General features: G+C 37.4%; 26 protein-coding genes. 8 read left to right on the forward strand and 18 right to left on the reverse strand.

The window, feature by feature from the left end; all coding sequences use genetic code 11:
• Window positions 1–34 precede the first annotated feature (34 nt).
• The 6 genes from SNE38_RS10005 to SNE38_RS10030 all read right to left on the reverse strand — a co-directional run bounded on the left by SNE38_RS10005 (window position 35) and on the right by SNE38_RS10030 (window position 8,003).
• Window positions 35–1,504 (reverse strand): M23 family metallopeptidase, encoded by a 1,470-nt coding sequence (locus SNE38_RS10005; RefSeq protein WP_336046432.1) that lies wholly within the window; start codon window positions 1,502–1,504, stop codon window positions 35–37.
• A gap of 284 nt (window positions 1,505–1,788) precedes the next feature.
• Window positions 1,789–3,075 (reverse strand): adenylosuccinate synthase, encoded by a 1,287-nt coding sequence (locus SNE38_RS10010; protein ID WP_336046433.1) that lies wholly within the window; start codon window positions 3,073–3,075, stop codon window positions 1,789–1,791.
• Window positions 3,076–3,257: 182 nt separating this feature from the next.
• A complete protein-coding gene (gene dnaB / locus SNE38_RS10015; RefSeq protein WP_191704162.1) occupies window positions 3,258–4,610 on the reverse strand; it encodes a replicative DNA helicase in 1,353 nt (450 codons plus the stop codon).
• A 12-nt stretch (window positions 4,611–4,622) separates the two neighbouring features.
• Window positions 4,623–5,069, reverse strand: a complete 447-nt coding sequence (gene rplI / locus SNE38_RS10020; protein ID WP_191704163.1) for a 50S ribosomal protein L9 — start codon at window positions 5,067–5,069, stop codon at window positions 4,623–4,625.
• Window positions 5,066–7,042: a DHH family phosphoesterase gene (locus tag SNE38_RS10025; RefSeq protein ID WP_191704164.1), complete on the reverse strand. Its 1,977-nt coding sequence runs from the start codon at window positions 7,040–7,042 to the stop codon at window positions 5,066–5,068. The genes rplI and SNE38_RS10025 overlap by 4 nt, the downstream gene beginning before the upstream one ends.
• 13 nt (window positions 7,043–7,055) lie before the next feature.
• The gene (locus tag SNE38_RS10030; RefSeq protein ID WP_191704165.1) at window positions 7,056–8,003 is read right to left on the reverse strand and encodes a YybS family protein; all 948 of its coding nucleotides are present in this window, start codon (window positions 8,001–8,003) and stop codon (window positions 7,056–7,058) included.
• Between the two features lie 482 nt (window positions 8,004–8,485).
• On the opposite strand from SNE38_RS10030, the gene SNE38_RS10035 reads away from it, so the two are divergent.
• From SNE38_RS10035 to rbsB, 6 genes are read left to right on the forward strand one after another with little or no spacing between them, the layout of a single operon-like run.
• Window positions 8,486–9,472: a LacI family DNA-binding transcriptional regulator gene (locus SNE38_RS10035; protein WP_336046434.1), complete on the forward strand. Its 987-nt coding sequence runs from the start codon at window positions 8,486–8,488 to the stop codon at window positions 9,470–9,472.
• The gene (gene rbsK, locus SNE38_RS10040) at window positions 9,469–10,347 is read left to right on the forward strand and encodes a ribokinase (RefSeq protein WP_191704167.1); all 879 of its coding nucleotides are present in this window, start codon (window positions 9,469–9,471) and stop codon (window positions 10,345–10,347) included. The genes SNE38_RS10035 and rbsK overlap by 4 nt, the downstream gene beginning before the upstream one ends.
• Window positions 10,344–10,733 carry a D-ribose pyranase gene (gene rbsD / locus SNE38_RS10045; protein WP_336046436.1) on the forward strand — a complete coding sequence of 130 codons (390 nt, stop codon included), beginning with the start codon at window positions 10,344–10,346 and terminating at the stop codon, window positions 10,731–10,733. The genes rbsK and rbsD overlap by 4 nt, the downstream gene beginning before the upstream one ends.
• A 15-nt stretch (window positions 10,734–10,748) precedes the next feature.
• Window positions 10,749–12,245 (forward strand): sugar ABC transporter ATP-binding protein, encoded by a 1,497-nt coding sequence (locus SNE38_RS10050; RefSeq protein ID WP_336046437.1) that lies wholly within the window; start codon window positions 10,749–10,751, stop codon window positions 12,243–12,245.
• Window positions 12,232–13,173 carry a ribose ABC transporter permease gene (rbsC, locus tag SNE38_RS10055; protein ID WP_191704170.1) on the forward strand — a complete coding sequence of 314 codons (942 nt, stop codon included), beginning with the start codon at window positions 12,232–12,234 and terminating at the stop codon, window positions 13,171–13,173. Before SNE38_RS10050 ends, rbsC begins: the two co-directional genes overlap by 14 nt.
• Window positions 13,174–13,188: 15 nt before the next feature.
• Window positions 13,189–14,127, forward strand: coding sequence for a ribose ABC transporter substrate-binding protein RbsB (gene rbsB, locus SNE38_RS10060; RefSeq protein ID WP_336046438.1), 939 nt, complete (start codon window positions 13,189–13,191; stop codon window positions 14,125–14,127).
• A gap of 203 nt (window positions 14,128–14,330) precedes the next feature.
• On the opposite strand, the gene rpsR is transcribed toward rbsB, so the two are convergent.
• The 3 genes from rpsR to rpsF are packed head-to-tail and all read right to left on the reverse strand — an operon-like array spanning window position 14,331 to window position 15,506.
• Window positions 14,331–14,570: a 30S ribosomal protein S18 gene (gene rpsR / locus SNE38_RS10065; protein WP_191701183.1), complete on the reverse strand. Its 240-nt coding sequence runs from the start codon at window positions 14,568–14,570 to the stop codon at window positions 14,331–14,333.
• Window positions 14,571–14,611: 41 nt separating this feature from the next.
• Window positions 14,612–15,178 carry a single-stranded DNA-binding protein gene (ssb, locus tag SNE38_RS10070; RefSeq protein ID WP_191704172.1) on the reverse strand — a complete coding sequence of 189 codons (567 nt, stop codon included), beginning with the start codon at window positions 15,176–15,178 and terminating at the stop codon, window positions 14,612–14,614.
• Window positions 15,179–15,215: 37 nt separating this feature from the next.
• On the reverse strand, window positions 15,216–15,506 hold the full coding sequence (rpsF, locus tag SNE38_RS10075) for a 30S ribosomal protein S6 (protein WP_191701062.1): 291 nt from the start codon (window positions 15,504–15,506) through the stop codon (window positions 15,216–15,218).
• 176 nt (window positions 15,507–15,682) lie between these two features.
• Between rpsF and SNE38_RS10080 the strand changes: the two genes are divergently transcribed.
• Complete coding sequence (locus tag SNE38_RS10080; protein WP_336046439.1) at window positions 15,683–16,219, forward strand: DUF3267 domain-containing protein; 537 nt, start codon at window positions 15,683–15,685, stop codon at window positions 16,217–16,219.
• Window positions 16,220–16,335: 116 nt separating this feature from the next.
• Here SNE38_RS10080 and ychF read toward each other — a convergent pair whose 3' ends face one another.
• The 3 genes from ychF to SNE38_RS10095 form a co-directional block, all read right to left on the reverse strand.
• Entirely contained in the window at window positions 16,336–17,436 is a 1,101-nt protein-coding gene (ychF, locus tag SNE38_RS10085; protein WP_191704174.1) for a redox-regulated ATPase YchF, read from the reverse strand.
• 129 nt (window positions 17,437–17,565) lie between these two features.
• A complete protein-coding gene (locus SNE38_RS10090) occupies window positions 17,566–17,766 on the reverse strand; it encodes a DUF951 domain-containing protein (protein ID WP_191704175.1) in 201 nt (66 codons plus the stop codon).
• 3 nt (window positions 17,767–17,769) lie between these two features.
• Window positions 17,770–18,675, reverse strand: coding sequence for a mechanosensitive ion channel family protein (locus SNE38_RS10095; RefSeq protein WP_336046440.1), 906 nt, complete (start codon window positions 18,673–18,675; stop codon window positions 17,770–17,772).
• A gap of 115 nt (window positions 18,676–18,790) precedes the next feature.
• Here SNE38_RS10095 and yyaC point away from each other — a divergent pair, with 115 nt between their 5' ends.
• Window positions 18,791–19,417: a spore protease YyaC gene (gene yyaC, locus SNE38_RS10100; protein WP_191704177.1), complete on the forward strand. Its 627-nt coding sequence runs from the start codon at window positions 18,791–18,793 to the stop codon at window positions 19,415–19,417.
• Here the strand turns inward: yyaC and SNE38_RS10105 are convergent.
• The 6 genes from SNE38_RS10105 to mnmG form a co-directional block, all read right to left on the reverse strand.
• Window positions 19,334–20,041 carry a DUF554 domain-containing protein gene (locus tag SNE38_RS10105; protein WP_191704178.1) on the reverse strand — a complete coding sequence of 236 codons (708 nt, stop codon included), beginning with the start codon at window positions 20,039–20,041 and terminating at the stop codon, window positions 19,334–19,336. The genes yyaC and SNE38_RS10105 overlap by 84 nt on opposite strands.
• 113 nt (window positions 20,042–20,154) lie before the next feature.
• Window positions 20,155–21,000 carry a ParB/RepB/Spo0J family partition protein gene (locus SNE38_RS10110; protein ID WP_191704179.1) on the reverse strand — a complete coding sequence of 282 codons (846 nt, stop codon included), beginning with the start codon at window positions 20,998–21,000 and terminating at the stop codon, window positions 20,155–20,157.
• On the reverse strand, window positions 20,993–21,754 hold the full coding sequence (locus tag SNE38_RS10115) for a ParA family protein (protein WP_191704180.1): 762 nt from the start codon (window positions 21,752–21,754) through the stop codon (window positions 20,993–20,995). Before SNE38_RS10115 ends, SNE38_RS10110 begins: the two co-directional genes overlap by 8 nt.
• A 213-nt stretch (window positions 21,755–21,967) precedes the next feature.
• The gene (gene noc, locus SNE38_RS10120) at window positions 21,968–22,885 is read right to left on the reverse strand and encodes a nucleoid occlusion protein (protein ID WP_336046441.1); all 918 of its coding nucleotides are present in this window, start codon (window positions 22,883–22,885) and stop codon (window positions 21,968–21,970) included.
• A gap of 183 nt (window positions 22,886–23,068) precedes the next feature.
• Entirely contained in the window at window positions 23,069–23,785 is a 717-nt protein-coding gene (rsmG, locus tag SNE38_RS10125; protein ID WP_191704182.1) for a 16S rRNA (guanine(527)-N(7))-methyltransferase RsmG, read from the reverse strand.
• Window positions 23,786–23,847: 62 nt separating this feature from the next.
• Window positions 23,848–25,743, reverse strand: a complete 1,896-nt coding sequence (mnmG, locus tag SNE38_RS10130; RefSeq protein ID WP_336046442.1) for a tRNA uridine-5-carboxymethylaminomethyl(34) synthesis enzyme MnmG — start codon at window positions 25,741–25,743, stop codon at window positions 23,848–23,850.
• Window positions 25,744–25,748: the final 5 nt, after the last annotated feature.

Below are 25,748 nucleotides of genomic sequence, written 5' to 3' on the forward strand. Positions count from 1 at the left end.
CTAAAAGTCAAAGCTTTTAACACACCTCCCTAAATTAATTTAAATATGATAATGGATTTACTTCAGAACCATTTTTATGAATTTCGAAATGCAGATGAGTTCCCGTTGAACGACCTGTGGACCCCATTTGTCCAAGAGCAGATCCTTGTTCTACTACTTGTCCAACTGATACTTCAATACTTGATAAGTGTGCGTATAGTGATTCAAAGCCATTATTATGGTCGATTACAACATAGTTCCCATATGTTGAATGACTTCCAGCTGTTTTAATAACCCCATTATCTGAAGCTTTAATCGTATAATTGGATGGTCGCGCAATATCGATTCCATAATGATAGCGTCCCCAACGATGTCCCATATTACTTGAAACATAACCTCCAACTGCTGGCCAAGCGAAGGTTCCTGTTCCAATAGAAGGAATTACCTTCGTTCCTACGATTACTATACGATTTTCAGGTTCTATTAATACATTTTCCACAGATTGACGTCGCTCTGTTCGGACGCCATTTTCTTCTGTAATTAAATAAGAAACTTCTTTCTTACCTTTTTTGCCTTCTTGCTTAACAATTTTTTCACCTTTTAACATTGTTGGATCTTCTTCAACAACTTTAGCGAAATCAATTTCCTCGATTTTTTTCTTCTCATAAACGGCCTTAACATTAACGAATGGTTTTTCTATCGTAACATTTAGCTCTTGACCAATCTGCAGTAATGTATTTTCTGTAAGAGAAGGGTTTAAAGATAATAATTGTGCTATTGTTAAATCATGTGCAGATGCTATAGAGCCCAACATATCTCCTGGTTTTACTGTATAGGTTTCTTGCTGTACTGAACCTGTTTGTAATAACTGGATCGCCTCTGATACAGAAACAATTTCATCTGGCTTTGCTAAATCTTCCTGTCCTGTAATTGGAGCTGACAGTGCAACATCAATTAGACGGGTTTCATCTTTTTTTAATTCGGGTAAAGAATCACTAGTTGAATTGTTTTTCAATTTATTCAATTGATATTGAGTAATATAGCGAAGCTTTAATCCATCAATTACAGCTTCAAAATCCGCTTTGTCCTTCAATGAAGCAACGACTGTATCTTCTACTTGTAGGGAATAAACTTGTGCTTGAACTGTCAATGCTTCTTGAAGGTTTTTTATCGTTTCTTCTTCATTTGCATCTACTGTAAATACTTGCTCTGGAATAATCTTAAGTTCGCTACTAGCATCGACCTTTAAATTATCATACTTCTTGCTAGCTTCTAGTTCTTTATTTAGTACAACTTCTTCTACTGTTGCTTCATCTGCAACAGATCCAACATATGTATCAGCTACATAAACGTGGTAAATTTTAGCGAATTGTTCTTTATCTGTTTCATTCGCGAAACCTAGATTGAATGTCACCGTAGAAACGAGTAACGCAAAAATTGCAGTAATTTTTAATTTTCCATTATGACGATTCATTAGACTTTGTTTTAAATTGCCTAAGTCTAACTTGTTTCCTTTTGAACTCATGATAAAGCCCCTTCCAACTATGTCTAATCTATAATATTTAGTGCTTCTATTTATCTTCAAGTGTTAAAACACACTTTGCTACTGTACCATATTTCTCATTCCAAATGAACTACTTCATTATTTTTGTAATGAAATTGTATTATTATCTAAAAAATTGTTACATTCTAATTGATAGAGTGATTGCCTTTAATTGTTCTTGTTTGTATATTTTCTATTTGCCTATTAAATAGAAAAAGAGTATTAAAAGCCTTACGACTTTTAATACCCCCTTTGAAGTTCTTCTACTATTGCCAAATAGCATTTACAATATTCGTTTGTTCACGAGATGGACCAACTGAGAATGTTGTTAATGGGATCCCTGTAAGTTCTACAATGCGATTAATATAGTTACGTGCATTTTCCGGCAACTCTTCCATTGTACGAACATTTGTTACATCTTCTGACCATCCAGGTAACTCTTCATACACTGGCTTACATTGTTTAATGATTTCAAGGTTGGCTGGGTACTCAGTAATTTGCTCTCCATTATACTCATACGCTATGCAAATTTTTACTGTTTCTAATCCTGACAATACATCGATGGAGTTTAATGCCAAGTCAGTTATCCCTGAAACACGGCGCGAATGACGAACTACTACCGCGTCAAACCAGCCAACACGGCGTGGACGACCTGTCGTCGTACCATATTCACGGCCAACTTCACGAATTTGATGACCGATTTCATCGTGAAGCTCTGATGGGAATGGACCATCTCCTACTCGGGATGTATAAGCCTTACATACACCTACAACACGTTCTACTGCAGTGGGACCTACACCTGACCCAATCGCAATACCTCCCGCAACAGGATTTGATGATGTCACAAAAGGATATGTTCCCTGATCGACATCAAGCATAATTCCTTGTGCCCCTTCAAATAACACCTTTCCACCTTCATCAATTACATCATTCAGCACTTTAGAAGTATCTGTTACATATTGGGCTATTTCTTGTCCATACGCGTAATACTCTTCAAATATATCTTCAAAATTTAAGCCTTCTACTTCATAGAATTTCGTAAATAAGCGGTTTTTTAAATTTAAGTTTTCTCGTAATTTCTTTTCAAAAGTTGGTCTATCCATTAAATCGGCAATACGTATGCCGATTCGGGCTACTTTATCCTGATAGCATGGTCCAATTCCTTTTGCCGTTGTCCCAATTTTCTCATCGCCACGGCTTGCTTCCTCTACGATATCTTGATGAATATGGTATGGCAAAATTACATGCGCACGATTTGAAATTCTCAAATTCGATGTATCAATACCTCTTGCCTGTAAACCTTTTAACTCAGTTACAATGGACTTGGGATTGATAACAACACCATTGCCGATTACCGACAATTTATCAGAATAAAATATCCCAGATGGAATTAGGTGAAGCTTATACGTTTCTTCCCCAATTTTTATTGTATGACCTGCATTATCGCCACCTGCAAAACGAGCTATTGCATCTGCCTTTTTAGAAAGGAAGTCTGTAATTTTACCTTTTCCTTCGTCTCCCCATTGTGTACCTACTACAACTACTGCTGTCATATACGAGCACCTCCGACGAATTGAATCCTTAAGAAGTATAAGTATCCTATTCATTTTAATAAAATTTACTTTTAATTCCTTAATGATGAAGCATGAACATTTTAACAATTCTGAAACACAAAAGTCAATAAAAAACACGAACATACACATGACAAGCATGTTAAACGTTCGTGTTTTAATGGTCATTCCTCACGTGGAGGAGGGGTAAACTCTAAATTTAAAAATTTATTGTATTCTTTACGGAATGCTAAACTCACTGTACCTGTTGGACCATTACGTTGCTTCGCGATAATGATTTCGATAATATCTTTACTTTCGGATTCTTTATCGTAATAATCATCACGGTATAAAAACGCAACAATATCCGCATCTTGCTCAATGGAACCTGATTCACGCAAGTCACTCATCATAGGACGCTTATCCTGACGTTGCTCTACACCACGTGATAGCTGTGATAGGGCAATAACCGGTACTTTTAATTCCCGGGCTAATCCTTTTAATGAACGAGAAATTTCCGATACTTCTTGCTGACGGTTTTCGCCCGGTTTACCGCTACCTAAAATTAGTTGTAAGTAATCAATTAAAATCATGCCTAAACCGTTTTCTTTTGCCAATCGTCGGCACTTGGCACGAATATCCGCCATACGAACACCTGGTGAATCATCAATATAAATTCCCGAATTCGATAAACTTCCCATCGCCATCGTCAGCTTGCCCCAGTCCTCATTTTGTAAATCCCCTGTACGAAGGCGTTGTGCATCGATATTGCCTTCTGCACATAACATACGCATGACAAGTTGGTCGGCACCCATCTCTAGAGAGAAAATCGCGACATTTTCACGCGCCTTTACCGCAACACTTTGTGCTACATTCAGTGCAAAGGCTGTTTTACCTACCGAAGGACGGGCAGCCACGATAATTAAATCATTGCGTTGGAAACCAGCTGTCATTTTATCTAAGTCACGGAAACCGGTTGGAATACCTGTCACGTCTCCGGCACGTGATTGGAGCTGTTCAATATTATCGAAGGTCTGAACTAATACATCTTTAACATGCTTAAAGTCGCCCGCATTTTTCCTGTTTGAAACTTCAAGCATTTTTTTCTCAGCTTCAGCTAAGAGCACTTCTACTTCATCTTCACGCGTATATCCATCATCCGCAATCTTAGAAGCGACGCGGATAAGGCGACGTAAAATCGCCTTTTCTTCTACAATCTTTGCGTAATGTGCAATATTGGCAGCAGTCGGTACTGCATTTGCCAGCTCCGTAATATAGCTTAAGCCACCGATATCCTCTAGCTCTTTTTTCGCTGATAATTCTTCTGTAACAGTTACAACATCAATCGCTTTCCCCTGATCGCTTAAATTCAGCATCGTTTGGAAAATCTTTTGGTGTGCAATATGATAGAAATCATCTGCAATAACAATTTCAGATGCTGTTATTAGAGCTTGCGGTTCAAGGAAAACTGCGCCAATAACCGATTGTTCGGCTTCATTATTATGCGGCGGAACGCGGTCCATCATGGATTCGTTCATTGTTGTCGCTCCTTATTCTTCAATTACATGTACTTTTAGCGTTGCCTTTACATCATGATGTAACTTAACAGGAACATTTGAAAAGCCTAATGAACGGATTCCATCATTGCAATCCATTTTACGCTTATCTACTTTAAATCCATGCTTTTTTTGTAATGCATCTGCTATTTGCTTTGTAGAAACTGAACCAAATAAACGTCCACCTTCACCTGATTTTGCCTTTACTTCTACTGTAATAGCCTCTAACTGTTCTTTTAAATCTTTCGCTGCTTGTAGTTCCGCAGCTGCATTTTTTTCTTCTAAACGCTTTTGACCTTGAATTTCGCTCAATGCTTGATTATTTGCTTCTTTGGCATAGCCATTTTTAATTAAAAAGTTACGTGCATAGCCTTCAGCAACTTCTTTAATTTCACCTTTTTTTCCTTTACCTTTTACATCTTTTAAAAATACTACTTTCATGATTCCTTGCTCCCTTCGACTATTTCGCTAATAGCTTTATATAAATGATTTTTTACTTCTTCAATAGATTCTGCTTTCATCTGTGTTGCAGCATTAGTTAAGTGCCCGCCACCGCCAAGCTTTTCCATGACAAGCTGTACATTGATTTCTCCTAAAGAACGTGCACTAATGCCAATTAGTCCATCATTGCGATGTGCAATAACAAAAGAGGCACCAACATCTTTCATCGTTAGTAAAATATCCGCAGTTTGTGCGATTAATACTGAATCATATACTTTAGTATCTTCACCCTGCGCAACTGCAATTCCTGTATAAGGAAATTGAACCGTCTGTATAATTTTTGATCGCTCGACGTATATTCCCACATCTTCTTTCAGCAATCGTTGAATTAAAATCGTATCTGCTCCAAATGTACGCAAATATGAAGCTGCTTCAAATGTACGTGCACCTGTTCTAAGTGTAAAGCTCTTTGTATCCACTATAATACCAGACAACAATGCTGTTGCTTCAAGCGGAAGTAATTTTTCATTTTGTGGTTGATATTCCAATAGCTCTGTAATGAGTTCTGCAGTAGAGGAAGCATATGGCTCCATATACACCAAAGTTGGATTATTAATAAATTCCTCACCACGACGATGATGGTCAATAACAACAACTTTATCCGTTCTACTTAATAATCGACTATCAATTACCATACTAGGCTTATGTGTATCTACAATGACTACAAGAGACTTTGGTGTTATTTTCGATAAAGCCTCATCTGGTGTAATAAAACTATTGTAAAAATCCGTTTTCTGCTCCAATTCGGTCATCAACCGGCCTACACTGCCACGCACTTCATCAAAGTTTACTATTACAAATCCTTCGACCCCATTCATTGCGACCATTTTACGTACACCGACACTAGCCCCTATTGAGTCCATGTCTGGATTTTTATGCCCCATTACAAATACTTGATCACTATCTTGTATTAAATCACTAAGTGCATGCGAGATTACACGGGCACGTACTCTCGTTCGCTTTTCTACAGGGTTTGTTTTTCCCCCATAAAAGCGAATTTTACCATTTGATTGTTTGATTGCAACTTGGTCACCGCCACGCCCTAGCACTAAATCAAGACCTGATTGTGCTAATTGACCAAGCTCCACTAATGATTGAGAGCCTGCTCCAATTCCGATACTTAAAGTTAATGATAGGTTTTTCTGCATCATCGTTCGCTCTCGTATTACATCTAATATTGAAAAACGCTTTTGCTCAAGCTCAGCTAATATCGATTCATTTAATACGGCCATAAAACGATCGGATGCTATTCTTTTTACAAAAATACCGTAATGCGCGGCCCATTCATTTACAATAGAAGTCATCATTGTATTCGTTACGCTTCTCGCTTGGTCATCCATACCTGATGTAAGCTCATCGTAATTATCGATAAATAGTATAGCCAACACTGTACGATCTGCCAAATACTGTTTTTCTATTTGAACTTGCTTTGTAACATCGAAGAAGTAAAATAACTTTTCCTCTTCTTTATAATAAATATGATATTTTCGGTCATGTATTGCAACAACCGTTTCATTCTTCTGTTCTTCATTTATAAGTATAGGTAACTCTTCTGAAATCGTATCCAACTCTACTCCGACTAATGTTTCCTGCTGCAATACCCGCAGCATAAATGGATTTGCCCATGCCACCTTAAAGTCATCATTCAATAATAGAATTCCGAATGGCATTTCCAGAAATGCCTCTTTTCCCACATCATCCAACCGATAGGAAAGTGCTTCTATATGTTGTTCTGTATCTTTGTACGTCAATAATTCAATCTTTAACGTATAGTAAACAACTCCTAAATATACTATTATAAATGCGACCCCAATCCATACATTCCATATCATCATAAGGATAGCTGCCACTACACCTAGTAAAAATAATACTGCTAGTGGATATCGAATTGGTCTTTTACGAAAATTGCCCATTTCAATCAGCTCCTCACTTTTGACTTTTTTCTCGAATGTAATCTCTTGCATTAAAGCCTAAATCAATAATACCAATTAATATAACAAAAGAATAAAGCGGTATAGCCACAATAGTACTTAGTACTTTTATAAACTTAGGATAACCAAATGCATCTATAGCAAAATGGATAAAAGAGATCCCTTGTAACGTAAGCAATATCCATAAAATCATTGAAACATTTAACATGATAATCGCCAATGAAGAATTTGGTTCAGGCTGAACAAATAAATTAATGGATAATGCAATCAGATAATACCATAGGACCGATCTTGGTAAGCGTAACTCACTAAACTTCGCAAACTTCGGTACATCTACTTTCAATCGCTTTAAAATCGGTAAGTTAACAGTAATGATAATGAATGATACAAACAGCATTGCCAACGTAATGGAAGCAGGTAAAGTCATTTCCAACGTATTCAGCATATTGTTCATATTATCCATTACTTCTTTTGGTGTTGCTTGTCCTGTCAGCTTTTCCGTCATTTTTATTGATTCAATATAGCTTGTCTTCATAAGTTCCATCGAATCGCGAATAAAATCCACTTCAAACAAACGCAATGATATGACATATTGAATAGCAAATGTGACGAGTAAGACAATGCTTGTAGATATAAACATAAATACTTTGCTTTTTTTATTGTAAATGGCATCCCCGATTGCCACACCTGCCGCTGCAAAAATTAGTGAAGCGGGTATTAGCAGTAAACCGCCGATAAAAAATGTGACGATTACAGCAATAATTGCAATTAAAAATGATGACCTTCGATCGTAATTCGCACTATACCAAATCATCGGTAAAGGCGCTATGATCGCTGCAATAATATTCGCCATGGGAATATAAAATACGATAGCCATCAGTACTGTAAAAATAGCTATCATCATAGCACCATGTGCTAACTTTCTTGTTTGATTATTTTGCATGGAGAACCTTCCTTATCTGTTGTTGGAAAGACACTATGGTGCATGTAGTTTACAGACCATTGCTACCATCTTTTGCCGATGTTTCGACTTGTCTACTTTCAACTTTTCTCACCTTCCCATTGTACCATTTTTGGATGACCAAACAAACTAACGGTTACGATAAGAGGTACGAATTAACCTATATATTATTGCATTTAGCTTCTCCTCCGTGTAATCGGTGGGCTGAATTACCCCACAATTCAAAGATACTAATTGAAATTTTGCCTGATTAACCAAGTAGCGAAATGCAAATCAAAATAATAGTATGTCATTTTAATTTTTTTAGTATAACTTAATATGGAGTATTTTTCGTTTGAATAACTAGATTCTAAGTATAAAATGCTATTTTCCTGTCTTTTATGTCCTTTATTTCGTTGACAATTTTTATTGTATAGCATATATTATGTAACCGATAACATATTTCGATTTAGGAGGGCATATTGATGGTTAACATTAAAGATGTAGCAAAGAATGCGAAACTTTCTGTGGCGACAGTATCGCGCTACCTAAACAAAAATGGTTATGTAAGTAAAAAATCATCAGAACGTATTGAACAGGCAATTCGGGAACTGGATTATAAGCCAAGCAGTATTGCACGTTCATTAAGTAAGAAACAATCTAATATAATTGGTCTGATTGTCCCTGATATAAAAAATCCATATTTTCCAGAGTTGGCTCGTGCAGTTGAAGACATGGCCTGGTCTTATGGTTATACGGTTGTTCTTTGTAATTCAGACGAACAAACGGAAAAAGAATTGTTATATATAGAGCGCTTATCACAAACATATGTAGCAGGTTTAATTGTGACTACAAGCTTAATGGACCCCTCTGTTTATATGTCCATCAATACTCCAATCGTTGCACTTGATCGAACAATTGATGTGGCAATACCAACTGTGGCGACTGATAACCGAAAAGGAGCCAAGCTTGGGACCAAGTATTTGCTCACAAATGGCGCGGAAAATTTATTATGTATACGTGGGCCACAAGGTTTAAAAACCGCAGATGATCGCCTTACAGGATTTCTTGAAGCCACTGATGAACAAGGGCTAGATCCAATTGTTGTAACAACATCATTTGATTTCAAAGATGCTGCTAAGGTGATTGAACAGACCTTAATGTTACACCCTCAAGTTGACGGTATTTTTGCAAGCAGCGATACATTAGCAATTGCTGCTCTTCATATTGCACACAAACTTGAAAAGCGCGTACCAGAAGAACTACAAATCGTAGGCTTTGATGGAATTGCGCTCGGTGAAATGGTATCACCGGCATTAACAACGGTCGGTCAAGACTTATATAAAATGGGTGCTGCTGCTGCAACCATGTTAATTGAGCAAATTGAAGGCAAAGAAATAAAACAAACAGTATTAAATTTAGATGCACAATTAATTGTACGTGGTACGACGAGAAAGGAAGCTGCAAAATGATTACGGTAATAGGAAGTATCAATATGGACTTAGTTGTTCAAATGGATGTATTTCCAAAACAAGGAGAGACCGTTTTAGGTAACCTATTTACAACGGTTCCAGGCGGTAAAGGAGCAAACCAGGCAGTAGCTGCTGCGCGCTTAGGCAGTCAAGTTAAAATGTTAGGTGCTGTTGGCTCAGATAGTTTCGGTACAGAACTTCGTGCGAATCTAAATGAAGAAAATATAAACACTAGCTTAGTTATGAATACGAATGGAGCAACAGGCATCGCGAATATTTTGCTTCATGAATCAGACAATCGTATTATCGTTGTACCAGGTGCCAATTCTAAAGTAACTCCAGAAGTGATTGCTTCTGCAAAAACTATTATTGAAAACAGTCAGTTAGTTGTAATGCAGCTTGAAATTCCAGTGGAAACGATTGAATACAGCTTGAAATTATGTAAAGAACTTCAAGTACCAGTATTATTTAACCCTGCTCCAGCAGCAAACTTCAATATTAAATGGATGCCGTATATAGATTACTTAACACCGAATGAAACCGAGTGTGAACTATTATTTGGAAACGATATAGAAGCAGCACTAGAGAAATACCCGAATCAATTAATTGTGACATTAGGCGATAATGGTGCGCGCTACTTTGATGGAGAAAGACATGTACATGTAAAAGGATATAAAACGACAGCTGTTGATACAACAGGTGCTGGTGATACATTTAACGGTGCATTCGCGCATGCTGTTACAAATGGGCAATCGATTGAAGAAGCAGTATCTTTCGCAAATATTGCAGCCTCATTATCCGTTGAAAAATTTGGCGCTCAAGGTGGTATGCCAAAATTAGAGGAAGTGATTGCTCGAAAGGAAGGCAAAAAATGAAAAAACAAGGCATTTTAAATCGTGAATTAGCAGGTATATTTGCACGCTTAGGTCATACAGATAAAATTGTCATTGCAGATTGCGGCTTACCAATTCCAGAAGGTGTCACATGTATAGATTTAGCTTACAAACTAGGTGAACCCGAATTTACGTCTGTTTTAGAAGCTGTTTTAGAGGATTTAGAGGTAGAACATAGTTACTTAGCTGAAGAAATAAAAGCTGCAAACGAAACAATTCATTCATTTATTTTGAAAAATGTGGAACCGGTTACATATTTATCACATGAACAATTCAAACAGATGTCGAGCGAAGCAAAGGTCATTATTCGTACAGGTGAAATGACGCCATACGCTAACATCATGCTACAAAGTGGCGTAATTTTCTAAGGTAGGTGACGGAATATGATTGAAATGAAGGGCATAAAAAAAGCTTTCAACAGGAACGTCGTATTAAACAATGTTGAATTCACGCTTTTAGATGGTGAGATTCACGCGTTAATGGGTGAAAATGGTGCCGGTAAATCTACAATGATGAAGATTTTGGCTGGCATCTACTCACGTGATGAGGGTGATGTGTTAGTAGACGGGCAGTCCTATACCTTTACTTCTGCAAAGGATGCGGAAAGCTTAGGTATTCACGTGATTCACCAAGAATTAAATATTCTACCCCACCTATCTGTTGCGGAAAACTTATTTCTAGGAAAAGAGAAAACAATAGGTCGTACAGGATTCCTACGTACTCGTGAAATGAATAAAGAAGCACAGACACTGTTAGCAAAGCTCGGCTTACATATTGATGTGCGTCAGCCTGCTGGTTCCTTATCAGTCGGAAAACAACAATTAATTGAAATTGCCAAGGCTATTAATTCAGAAGCGAAATATATCGTAATGGATGAACCGACAGCTGCTTTAACAGACCGTGAAATTGAAACACTTTTTGATACGATTCGTGAACTAAAAGCGAAAGGGATTTCCTTTGTTTATATTTCTCATCGTATGGAAGAAATTTTTGCAATTTGTGATCGTATTACGATTTTGCGTGACGGTGAATATGTTGGTGTCCGTGAAATTTCAAAAACATCCTTTGATGAAATTGTAAAAATGATGGTCGGTCGCGAGCTAGGTGAACGTTACCCAAGTCGTGATGCAAAAATCGGTGAGGTTGCTTTAGAAGTAAAAGGGCTAACATGTCCTGCGGTATGCAAAGATATTAACTTCCAGATTCGTAAAGGGGAAATCTTAGCATTTGCAGGTTTAATGGGAGCAGGCCGTACAGAAGTGGCACAAGCAATTTTCGGTAACCTTAAAAAGTCCAAAGGTGATATTTTCATCCACGGGAAAAAGGTGACGATCAAAAGCCCAATTCAAGCAATGAAATACGGAATCGGATTTGTAACGGAAGACCGTAAAACAGAGGGTCTCGTATTAGATTTTTCAATTAAAGAGAATATGTTTTTAACAAATTTGAAATCAATTGCAAAGGGTAGTTTTATTCAAGCACAACAAGAGCAATTACAGGCTACAAAATATATTGAACAGCTGAATATTCGCTGCAGTGACGCGACACAGTCTGTCGGCTCATTGAGTGGTGGAAATCAGCAAAAAGTTGTCATCGCGAAGTGGTTAAGTACAAAACCGGATATTTTAATCTTAGATGAACCTACTCGCGGTGTTGATATCGGCGCTAAAAAGGAAATATATTCTATTATGAATAAATTGGCTGAGGAAGGTGTAGCCATTTTAATGATTTCATCAGAGCTTCCGGAAGTTTTAGGAATGGCGGATCGTGTAATAGTCATGCATGAAGGTCGTCAAACAGCTATTTTAGATAACGTTGATTTAACACAAGAAACAATTATGAATTACGCAACAGGAGGAGAAGAAGTTGTTAAAAACTAGCTCAAAAGAAATGTTAGGAAAGCTAGGTCCTCTTTTAGGATTATTTTTAATTGTAATTGTTATTACGATTTTAAATCCAAGCTTTATGACAACAGATAATATTTTAAATATTTTACGTCAAGTATCGATTAGCGCGCTTATTGCATTTGGTATGACTTTTGTTATTTTAACCGGCGGCATCGATTTATCGGTCGGCTCGACATTAGCCCTTACAGGTGCAGTAGCTGCCACAATGCTCGCTTCAGGAATAGATCCTGTGTTAACGATTCTCGCTGCCTTATTGTTAGGGGCTATTCTTGGTGCTGTAAATGGTATCATTATTGCAAAAGGAAAAGTCGCACCATTCATCGCAACATTGGCAACAATGACGATTTATCGTGGATTAACGCTAGTGTATACGGATGGTCGTCCTGTTTCAGACTTAGGAAATGAAATTACATTCCAAATGTTAGGTAAAGGATATTTCTTCGGTATTCCGGTTCCAGTATGTACAATGATTCTAGCTTTCATTGTGTTATATGTAATTATGCATAAAACAACATTCGGTCGCCGTGTTTATGCAGTAGGCGGCAATGAAGCGGCTTCTAAATTGTCAGGAATCAATGTGGATCGTGTAAAAATAGCAGTATACTCGTTAACTGGTATGTTAGCTGCTTTATCAGCACTGATATTAACGTCTCGTCTAAACTCTGCACAGCCAACAGCTGGGACATCTTATGAATTGGATGCAATCGCAGCAGTTGTTTTAGGAGGGACAAGTTTAACAGGCGGTAAAGGTTGGATTTTCGGTACATTAGTAGGTGCCTTAATTATTGGAGTGTTGAATAACGGTTTAAACTTAATCGGCGTTTCTTCATTCTTCCAGCAAGTTGTAAAAGGGATTGTTATTTTAATAGCGGTGCTAATTGACCGTAAAAAAACAGCGTAGAAGGAGGTCATTAGCGTGAAGAAACAATTAATATTATTAATGGCACTTTTGGCCACTGTAATGCTATCGGCTTGTTCAGTAAAACCTGGCTTTTCTTTGGAACCTTCTTTCGGAACATCTGCTACATCTACAGAAAGCAATAAGGATACATTGACAATCGGTTTATCTATTTCAACTTTAAATAATCCATTCTTCGTGACGTTAAGCGAACATGCAGAAGCAAAAGCAAAAGAACTTGGTCTGAAAACAACGGTTGTAGATGCGCAAGATAATGCGTCAAAGCAAGCTTCCGATATTGAAGATTTAATTCAACAAAACGTTGATTTAATTATTATTAATCCAGTAGATTCTGTTGCTGTTGCCACTGCTGTTGAATCTGCAAATGCTTTAAATATTCCTGTCATTACGGTAGACCGCTCCTCTGAAGGGGGCGAAGTCGTATCACATATCGCCTCTGATAACGTAGCTGGCGGAAAGCTAGCAGGAGAATATATTATAGAGTTAGTTGGTGAAGGTGCCAAAGTCGTCGAATTGGAAGGTGTGGCAGGTTCATCTGCTGCGCGTGATCGTGGACAAGGTTTCAATGAAGCTGTCACAGGTATTTTAAATGTCGTTGCTAAGCAAACCGCAAACTTTAACCGTTCAGAAGGATTAACGGTAATGGAGAATATTCTGCAGTCAAATGCGGATGTCACAGCCGTATTTGCTCACAATGACGAAATGGCATTAGGCGCACAGGAAGCAATTTCGGCTTCGGGTAAGAAGATTGTAGTAGTTGGCTTTGATGCAACTGACGATGCGGTGGCTGCTGTAAAAGCAGGGAACCTAGCTGCAACGGTTGCACAAAAACCTGATGAGATTGGAAAGATCGCGATGGAAACAGCAATTGCTTATTTAAACGGTGAAGAAGTTGAAGAAGTTATTCCGGTAAATCTTGAGTTAATTACAAAATAATAAAGCATGTAACATTCCATAATAGGTTGTTGCCCTCCTGCAGGCTGTCACAAGAAGTTTTTGTGGCAGCTTTTGTTATTGGAAAAAGCGTGCGCCTATACCGTGCAGAAGAATGCAAAGCATGCCGTTCTCTATTTAAGCGCTTGAAAACAAAAAAAGTACAACAGAGGCAAATTAAGCCTATGTTGTACTTTTAAAAAATCTTATTTTTCTTCAGCAACGAATGGTAGTAATGCCATAATACGTGAAACTTTGATTGCATTTGTAAGTTTACGTTGGTATTTAGCAGAAGTACCAGTTACGCGACGTGGTAAAATTTTACCGCGCTCAGAGATGAATTTCTTTAAAAGATCTACATCTTTGTAGTCGATGTGCGTAATGTTATTTGAAGTGAAGTAGCAAACTTTACGGCGTTTGCGGCCTCCGCGACGTGGTGCCATTATCGTGTTCCTCCTTTTAATTTTTAATAATAGATGCCAAGTTCTTAGAACGGTAAATCGTCTTCAGAAACTTCGATTGGTCCTTTGCTATTCGCAAATGGATCTTCATCTACTCGTGTATAATTTTGCTGATTTTGAGATGGCTGTTGATAAGAACCGTAAGAATCCTGTGATTGTTGCGAGCCCCCAAATTGTTGGTTTGGCTGATTATAAGATGGCTGACCACCATAATTTTGCCCACCACTATATTGTTGACCTTGTGAACCTTGAGATGCATTTGCATTTGCTCCTCCGCGCGGTTCTAAGAACTGCACTGCATCGGCAACGACATCTGTTGTGTACACACGCTTTCCATCTTGTCCTTCAAAGCTACCTGTTTGAATACGACCTTCTACACCAATCAAACTTCCTTTTCTCATGAAGTTTGCTAAGTTTTCAGCTTGTTTTCTCCAAGCAATACAGCCTATGAAATCTGCTTCGCGTTCACCTGACTGGCTCGAAAATGTACGGTTTACGGCAACCGTAAAACGTGCCATTGGAACTCCACTCGGCGTATAACGAAGCTCTGGATCCTTCGTAAGTCTTCCGACTAAAACTACACGGTTAATCATCAATGCACCCTCCTTTTTTCAGCATTTAAGTTAAAAATTATTTTTCTTCTTCGCGTACTGCGATGTGACGGATGATGTCTTCGCTGATGTTTGCTAAACGAGTATATTCGTTGATAGCCTCAGTACCAGCGTTAACTTTCACGATTTGGTAGAAACCTTCGCGGAAGTCATTGATTTCGTAAGCTAAACGACGCTTACCCCAATCTTTTGCTTCTGTGATCTCTGCACCATTTGAAGTTAAAATCTCGTTGAAACGCTCTACTAAAGCTTTCTTCGCTTCATCTTCAATGTTTGGGCGGATGATGTACATTAATTCGTACTTTCTCATTTGTGTTTGCACCTCCTTATGGACTTGGGCTCTCCTATTAAATAGGGAGCAAGGAGTAAGTAAATTCTTATTACTCACATCAATGAATTGTAACATAGTTCCCTATTAGACGCAACCTAATATAACTCTAATGTTTATTCAATTTTTGTTATACTCATTAGTAAGGGAGGGATTTTATGTGTGATAAACAGCCAGTAGTAATTGAATTGAATATGAAAAAGATAGCACGCGATAATATGATATTGACTGTCGTTTTAGTTGTTTTACTAGTGGGTTTAAATGCCATTATACATCAACGTTTTACTGGTGAATTTACCTTGCTAGATTTTTTCTATTTTTTTGCAGCATATATATTACTCATTATCCTTCATGAAGCATTTCACTTAATTGGCTTTATGCTATTTGGTGGTGTTCCTTATAAAGAACTTGATTACGGTATCAATTTACAACTTGGTGTCGCCTATGCCACTACAAAAAAATCGCTAACAAATGCTGCAATGAAAAAAGCTTTATTACTCCCATTTTGGACTACAGGTATTGTGCCCACAGTTATTGGTTTAATGCTTGATAACTTTTTGATAGTAATTATCGGAGCGTTATTAATAGCAGGGGCAATGGGTGATTTTTATATGTATAAGGAATTGCGCAAATACCCTAACGAAGCAACTGTAAGGGACGATTCGAAAGAGCCAAAATTATATGTTTATCTCTAAGTTGTATTTGTAATAAGCCGTATGTCCAGTGATGCACTCTCCAAGATTTATAATTAAAAAGAAAGCGAAGGAATTGCCTGGTAAATCACTTCCCGGTCAATCCCTTCGCTCATATTTTATACGTTAAATAAGAATTCCATTACGTCGCCATCTTGTACAACGTATTCTTTACCTTCTGCACGTACGCGTCCTGCTTCTTTAGCAGCAGGCTTCGAACCGAATTCTACTAAATCCGTATATGCTACGGTTTCAGCACGGATAAAGCCACGCTCAAAGTCAGAGTGAATAATACCCGCACATTGTGGAGCTTTCATCCCTTTACGGAATGTCCATGCACGAACTTCTTGCACACCAGCAGTGAAATAAGTTGCTAAACCTAATAAGCTATATGAAGCTTTAATTAATTGGTCTAATCCTGATTCAGCAATTCCTAATTCTGCTAAAAATTCTTTTTTCTCTTCATCTTCCAACTCAGAAATTTCTTCTTCAATTTTCGCACAGATTGTAATTACTTGGGCACCTTCAGTTGCTGCGTATTCCTGTACCATTTTCACATATTTATTTTCAGATGGATCAGCTACCTCATCCTCTGAAACATTTGCAACGTAAAGCATTGGTTTAATCGTTAAAAGGTGTAATCCTTTGATGATCTTTTTTTCATCATCCGAAAGGTCTACCGCGCGAGCTGGTTTTTCAGCTTCTAATACTTCTTTAATTTTTTGAAGAATTGGTTCTTCCACCATTGCTTCTTTATCTTTTTGCTTTGCCATTTTTGCAACTCGAGCAATACGCTTGTCCACTGATTCCATGTCCGCTAAGATTAATTCTAAGTTAATAACTTCAATATCATCAATTGGATTTACTGTACCGGAAACATGTGTAATATTTTCGTCTTCAAAGCAACGAACAACTTGGCAAATTGCGTCTACTTCACGAATATGAGCCAAAAATTTATTCCCTAGACCTTCACCAGTAGAAGCGCCCTTTACGATACCCGCGATATCGGTAAATTCAAATGTAGTTGGAACTGTTTTTTTCGGTACAACTAATTCTGTTAATTTGTCTAAACGCTCATCCGGAACAGTTACGCTACCTACGTTTGGTTCAATTGTTGCGAACGGGTAGTTAGCCGCAAGAGCACCTGCTTTTGTAATTGCATTGAATAAAGTCGATTTCCCTACGTTCGGTAAACCTACGATACCAGCTGTTAATGCCATTTTGACACAACCTTTCTATATTCACTTCATTTTTATTTGAAATCATAAATTATATGGATTTTTCTGTCCATTAAATTTCTATAACCTTGTCTATTATATTGATTACACACTTAAAAGTCTATTTTGCTTTTATACTTCTTCTGCTGAACGTAAAACTTTCTTCATTTTTTTCTGGAATTCTCGACGTGGAATCATAACACTATGTCCGCAGCCCTCACATTTTATGCGAATATCAGCACCTAAACGAATGACCTTCCATTCGTTTGTACCACAAGGATGTTGTTTCTTCATTTCTACCACGTCATTAAGACCGTATTGCTTTGCTTCCACCTTTTATTCTCCTCCTTGATTTCGCTCATAAAACATCATTTTCGGTACCGCAAGAGGGATACCGTTACGTGTTAAGATATCCATTACATCTTTTCGAATAATACGAGAAATTGAATACTGCTGTAATGGCAACGTTTCGAGTGTAATACCAATTGTGGCTTCTGTACTTGTCGTATTTGTTATACCTAAAAAGACAGGGGCTGTGACAAGCTCTTCGTGTCTTTCAGGTAACGTATCCAAATAGTTTTGAATAATCATTTGAACTTTTTCAATATTTGTCTCAAGCGGAATTTGCATACTAATCGTAGCTTTTGAGTTGTTGATGGAATAGTTAACAACGTCTACAATGCTTCCATTTGGAATAATGAATTGTTCCCCTGTTACGCCCTTTACTTTCGTTGTACGAAGACCAATTTCCATAACGGTACCTTCTGCCGTATTAATTTTCACAAAATCCCCTACACCAAATTGATCCTCTAAAATAATGAAGAACCCTGTAATAACATCCTTCACTAGGTTTTGAGCTCCAAAAGCAATGGCCACAGAAGCAATACCTGCCCCTGCCAGTAACCCGGCAATTTGTATATTCATAGCGGATAAAATCCCCATAATGGCAGAGAAGTACACTAAATAGCTCAATACGCTTTGCAGCAGCTTTACAATCGTAAGCTGTCGACGTTCATTATTTCTTACACGCAGCATAAACACTCGGTGAATGACCTTCTTGCCGATAAAAACAACAAGATACGAAATAACGATAATCGCTAGAATCTTCGCGCTGGCTACAATAATCTTTTCCAAAAATTCCGCACTTGTGAAGTATTCCCAAAGTTTTGTCGTATAGTGTGCGAGCCCTTTAATATCCGTTTCAGCAAATTCCTCTAAATCTAATTTCAAATCTTCTTCCAAATTTACCACCTCTTGTATAACAAACTTTAAAAATGAATATACTGCATAAATATATCGTATTTCACGCTATTTCTCGAGTAATCTAATCTACTTAAATTTGAAGGAGTGACTACATGTGACACAAGCCTGTCCGCAAAATTATAGCGTCCATTATGAACAGACAAGCGCTGTTTGGGAGCTAAGTGAAATCTTTTTAAAAATGGTTCCTTTTGAACATGAAAAACTTATTTTCTGCTGTATCGGTACCGACCGCTCTACTGGGGATGCGTTAGGTCCAATTATCGGTAGCCAGTTGCATCAAACCTTTTCATTCCCATTCCCGGTTGTTGGAACTTTAGAAGCGCCACTTCATGCATTAAATATCGTTGACCGTTACGAACAGCTCATAAAAGAGAATGAAAATGCATTCATCATCGCCATTGACGCTTGTTTAGGAGAGTCTAATGCAATTGGTTCAATTTTAATACAGCATGGTCCTCTTTTTCCTGGAAAAGCTGTAAAAAAGGAATTGCCTCCAATTGGGAATGTTTCTATTAAGGGAATTGTTAATGTAGGAGGTTTTATGGAAGCAAAAGTACTTCAAAATACAAGGCTTCATGTTACCTATTCTATGAGTGATAAAATTGTACGTGCACTCGTTTTAGCATGGCAGCGTCATTTACTGAAACAGAAAAATAATCGTTACGAGTATTCCGACCAGCAAAATCGCTGGCAGCAAATTGGCTATACGAATTTTCGTTAAACCAGCAATATTTAAGCCTATTGCTATAATCATAACACCACCTGTAGCTGTCATCTCTTTAATAAATAGATTAAGCGCTTCTGTTGGAATATATGTACTAATGACACCTGCAAACAATGCAATACTTCCCTGATATATTAATACAGATATTGCTGACAATATTACGCCAATGCCTAACGTAGAGGCTAAAATGATCGACATAAAACCATCAATTATTCCTTTCGTAATTAATACATTATGATCATTACGTAAACCACTATCAAGGGCACCGATAATTCCCATGGAACCTATAACAAAAATGAGCGATGCAGTAATAAACCCCTCTGCAATCGTTCCTTTTTGTGCACGTTTTCCGAAAAGGGATTCAATCCATACACCAAAGCGGTTGAACTTTCCCTCTAGGTTGAGCCATTCTCCGATAACAGCTCCCACTATTAAACTAATTACTAATAGAATGAAGTTATCACCCTCTAATCCCATTTGAATTCCTAAGAGAGCAACAACTAAACCGATAATTGACATAACAGTTTGTTGCATTGATTCCGGAATATTTCTAAATAATCGGCCCACTAATGTCCCAATTACAATAAATAGTGAGTTTAATAAAGAGCCTAATAATACCATGATCTTTCCTCTTTCTAGTTGCTATCTGTTTATTCTTTTTTAGCCTATACTAAGATAATCATCTTTACATTCACAGTAAAAAATGCGCTGAAACGTAATGCTCAGCACATTTTTTACTGTTCTTCTATATTTAATATTTCTAAAATGCGGTGTAAATCGTCCTCTGAATAAAATTCAATTTCAATTTTCCCTTTATTTTTTGCTTTTCTTATTTGCACTTGCGTTCCAAAATATTCACGTAATTGGGATTCTGTTGCTTCCGTATGAATATCCTTATTTGGAGTCTTTGTTTCACGTGAAACGGTTTCATTTATATCTTGAATATACTTTTCCAATTGACGAACATTTAAATGATCCTTAATTACTTTGTTAGCCACTTCTGGAATGCGCCGTTTGTTTTTTAAACCAAGCAATGCTCGGCCATGTCCCATCGTCAACTTTCCTTCATTGACAAGTTCACGAATTTCATCGGGTAATTGTAATAAACGAATTAAGTTCGCAATATGTGGGCGACTTTTCCCTAATCGCTTCGCTAAATCTTCCTGTGTGAAATTGAGTTTTCCAATTAAACTATTGTATGCTTCTGCTTCTTCAATTGGAGTTAAATCTTCCCGCTGCAAGTTCTCCAAAATAGCTACTTCCATCATTTGCTGCTCAGTAAAATCTTTTATAATGACTGGTACTTCTGCTAACCCAGCAAGCTTTGCAGCACGGTATCTTCGTTCCCCTGCAACAATTTCAAATTTTTTACCAGCTTTTCTAACAACAATAGGCTGAATAATACCATGTTCAGTAATGGAACTGGCCAGTTCCTCAATAGCTGTTTCATCAAAAATTTTACGTGGCTGAAATGGATTCGCCAATATTTTTGTAACGGCAATTTGCTGTACTTGGTCTTCCTTATGTACGGCTTCTTCTCTAAAAAGCGCGTCAATTCCTTTACCTAACCCTCTAACCATTTTTAATCACTTCCCTTGCCAACTCTAAATATACTTCTGCCCCGCGTGATTTAGAATCATATAAAATTACGGGCTTTCCATGACTAGGTGCTTCACTTAACCGCACGTTGCGCGGAATAACAGAACGATAAACCCTATCTTGGAAGTAGCGTTTTACTTCATCTATTACTTGAAGACCTAAATTTGTACGGGCATCCAACATCGTTAATAGCACACCGTCTATCATTAATTCCTTGTTTAAATGCTTTTGAACAAGACGAACAGTAGAAAGCAGTTGACTTAACCCTTCTAATGCATAGTATTCACATTGAACAGGAATAATCAGTGCATCAGAAGCGGTTAACGCATTAATAGTTAATAAGCCAAGAGACGGTGGACAGTCAATAATAATAAAATCAAAATTATTTTTAATTTCCTGAACCGCCTTTTTTAGTCTTACTTCACGTGAAATGGTCGAGACAAGCTCAATTTCCGCCCCTGCTAATGAAATAGTAGCGGGGACAATATATAAATTTTCTACATCTGTCTGTTGTATAACTTCTTTTATATCTTCATCATTAATTAATACATCATAAATACAGCTTTCTAAGTCTCCTTTTCGTACACCTAGTCCGCTTGAAGCGTTTCCCTGTGGGTCGATATCGATTAATAATACTTTCTTTCCTAAAAAAGCTAAACATGCACTTAAGTTTACAGAGGATGTCGTTTTTCCAACGCCACCTTTTTGATTGGCAATCGCAATTATACGTCCCAATATCCGCACCTGCTTTCATCACTTCAATTTAGGTATTTTTTCAAAGTTTAAAAAACTTAGAATATTTCTCTATTATGACACATCTACTTTTATATTAACAAAAATAGTGACAAAGCGATGCTATGAAAATAAATTTATTTTTAAAATTTGATACTTTCTATTCACTAAAAAAAACTGCCTGGAAAGGTATAATCTTTCGGGCAGCTAAATAATTTATTTTCTCTTCGGAATTTTAACAGTGATTTGATAGTAATCATCTGTATCCTCTTCCTCCGTTTTCACATCGATTCCACTTTTCGTCACCATTGTTAACGATTGCTTAATTGTATTCAGGGCAATACGCACATCTTTACTAATCGCTTTACGAGTAGGTTTGCGCTTTTTCACTTCTGGTTCTTCTGGATGAAGAAGTTTTTTAATCTGCTCTTCTAGTTGTCTTACATTCCAATCATATTCTTTAGTAGCAGCAATAAGCTGCATTTGCAACTGCTCATCTTTTATAGCAATTAAAGCACGCGCATGACGCTCTGAAATTTCACGATTTAAAATAGCATCTTGGACAAACTGAGGTAATTTTAGTAAACGTAATTTATTAGCTACCGTAGATTGGCCTTTCCCAAGACGTTGTGCGAGTGCTTCTTGTGTGAGCGAATGCAAGCCTAATAATTGTTGGTAAGCAAGCGCTTCCTCAATTGCTGATAATTCTTCACGTTGTAAGTTTTCTATAAGTGCAATGGAAGCCGTTTCACGATCATTTAATTGGCGAACAATAGCAGGAACTTCAGTCCATTGTAGTGATTTCATAGCTCGATAACGACGTTCCCCTGCAATGATTTCGTATTTATCTGAATCACCGCTCATTGGACGGATAACAATCGGTTGGATAACACCATGTGTATGAATTGTTCTTGCTAATTCTTCAATCTTCTCATCATCAAAAACTGTACGTGGCTGATAACGGTTCGGAATGATTTTGTCTATTGGAATTTTAACTACTTCTTCTGAAGCCATCGAGATATTCTCTATTACTTCTTCTGAAGCCATCGAGATATTCTCTGTGACTTCTACTTCACTTTTTACTTCTGGCTCTTTGCTCCCGCCTCCGAAAAAACGTGAAAAAGTACTTTTCATCCGTGTGGCACCACCTTTAGGAAACTATCTATCTCTTATACCATATTATTTCTGATTCATACGAAAATGTACAGTATTCAATGAACAGTAATTTTTTTAAAAACAACATAAATATAAATATGTATGCTTCAAAAGGTGAAAACATTTCATATTTTATATTTTTATTTTATTTTTATTTAAATTTTATATAATTGGTGTCTTATTTGGTACACCTGGTTTACGGGGATATTTTTTTGGTGTTGACTTTATTTTATCAAATACATAGAGCGAGCGTTCACTTTCTTCAACAGGTAGGTGGAACGCAAATTCTTCTTTTAGTTTGCCCCCTAAAGTAGAAATAGCCTTCGTCGCATCTTTTAATTCTTCTGCACCTGCAGCGGCTTTTAATGCCACAAAATATCCGCCCTCTTTTGCCATTGGCAGACATAATTCAGATAAAACAGAAAGACGTGCAACCGCGCGAGCAGTAACAACATCGAATTTTTCACGATATGCAGTATTTTGTCCAAACTCTTCTGCACGGGCATGTACAAATGTCATACCTTCCAGATTTAACTCATTTGTTAAATGATTTAAAAATGTAATTCGTTTGTTTAATGAATCCACAATCGTAATTTTTAAATGCGGGAAACAGATTTTAATTGGAATACTTGGGAATCCAGCTCCTGCCCCTACATCACATACCGATGTGACTTTCGTGAAATCAAAATAAAATGAGGCACTAATGGAATCATAAAAATGCTTTAAATATACGCCTTCTAAATCTGTAATGGCAGTTAAGTTCATTTTTTCATTCCACTCAACTAATAGCTCAAAATATTTATTAAACTGTGCAATTTGCTGCTCTGAAAGCTCAATACCCTTTTCCTTCAATGCTTCAATAAACTGCTTTTCGTTCATAAAATGCACTCCTCCATATTCAAAAGAATGAGCGCCTTTCTGAATAAAGACGCTCACATCATTCAGTTCGTACTTACTTTTGCAATTTTCCCTTGCTCAATATAAACAAGTAAAATCGATACATCTGCAGGATTTACGCCAGAAATACGTGAAGCCTGTGCAATGGAAAGTGGTCGAACACTTTTTAGCTTCATACGAGCTTCTGTCGCCAAGCTTGATATCGCATCATAATCAATATTTTCAGGGATTTTCTTATTTTCAAGCTTCTTCATTTTTTCTACTTGTTGAAGTGCTTTTTGAATATAACCCTCATATTTTAGCTGTATTTCAATTTGTTCTTTTATATCGTCTGATAGTTCAATTTCTGAAGGTGTTAATGAAGCAACTAAATCATACGTCATTTCTGTACGTTTTAAAAGATCTGCACCACGAATACCATCTTTAAGCTCGGCACCGCCAGCAGAGCGGATTACTTCTTGTGTTGTCGAATTTGGTTTAATAATAACTTCACGCAAACGAGCAACTTCCTGTTCAATTTTTGCTTTTTTCAACTGGAATTTTGCATAACGTTCTTCTGAAATCATTCCTGCTTTATAGCCCACTTCTGTCAAACGTAAATCTGCGTTGTCATGACGTAAAAGTAAACGATATTCTGCACGAGATGTTAATAAACGATAAGGCTCATTTGTACCTTTCGTCACTAAGTCATCAATTAATACACCGATATATGCATCAGAACGATCTAAGATAATTTCTTCACGCCCTAAAACTTTTGCTGCTGCATTCATACCTGCCATCAAACCTTGACCTGCTGCTTCTTCATAACCTGAAGTACCATTAATTTGACCAGCTGTATAAAGACCCTGAATTTTTTTCGTTTCTAGTGTTGGCCATAATTGTGTTGGAATTACTGAATCATACTCAATAGCATAACCCGCACGCATCATTTCCGCGTTTTCCAATCCTGGAATAGAAGCAAGTAATTTTTTTTGAACATGTTCAGGTAAGCTTGTCGATAACCCTTGGACATATACTTCACGTGTATTGCGTCCTTCAGGCTCCAAGAAAATCTGGTGACGAGGCTTATCGCTAAAACGTGTTACTTTATCTTCAATTGAAGGACAATAACGTGGGCCAGTCCCTTTAATCATCCCTGAAAACATTGGAGATAAATGTAGATTTTCCTCAATTGTACGATGTGTTTCCTCTGTTGTATAAGTTAACCAGCAAGGTAACTGATCCATAATATATTCTGTTGTTTCAAAGCTAAATGCACGTGGTACATCATCACCCGGCTGAATTTCCGTTTTTGAATAGTCAATTGTACGGTTGTTTACACGTGGTGGTGTTCCCGTTTTAAATCGGATTAAATCAAACCCTAATTCTTTTAAGTTATCCGCTAATTTAATGGATGGCTGTTGGTTGTTTGGACCTGAAGAATACTTCAGATTCCCTAAAATAATCTCTCCACGCAAAAACGTACCTGATGTAATAATGACAGCTGGTGCACGGTAAATGGCTCCAACTTGTGTAATTACACCTTTTACTTCCCCATCTTCTACAATTAGTTCATCGACCATTGCTTGATGAATTTGCAAGTTTGGCTCTTCTTCCAATACACGTTTCATCTCATGTTGATATTGGAATTTATCCGCTTGTGCACGCAATGCTCGTACTGCTGGACCTTTCCCCGTATTTAACATACGCATTTGGATATGTGTTTTATCGATGATACGTCCCATTAATCCGCCCAGTGCATCGATTTCACGAACAACGATTCCTTTTGCAGGTCCGCCGACTGAAGGGTTACATGGCATAAACGCAATCATATCTAAATTAATTGTAAGCATGAGTGTTTTAGCACCCATTTTTGCGGCAGCATATGCTGATTCCACACCAGCATGTCCTGCACCAACAACGATTACGTCAAAATTACCTGCTTCATATTGTAATGACATGTTGT

The sequence above is a fragment of the Solibacillus ferritrahens genome, from assembly GCF_037027585.1.
GTDB lineage: Bacteria > Bacillota > Bacilli > Bacillales_A > Planococcaceae > Solibacillus > Solibacillus ferritrahens.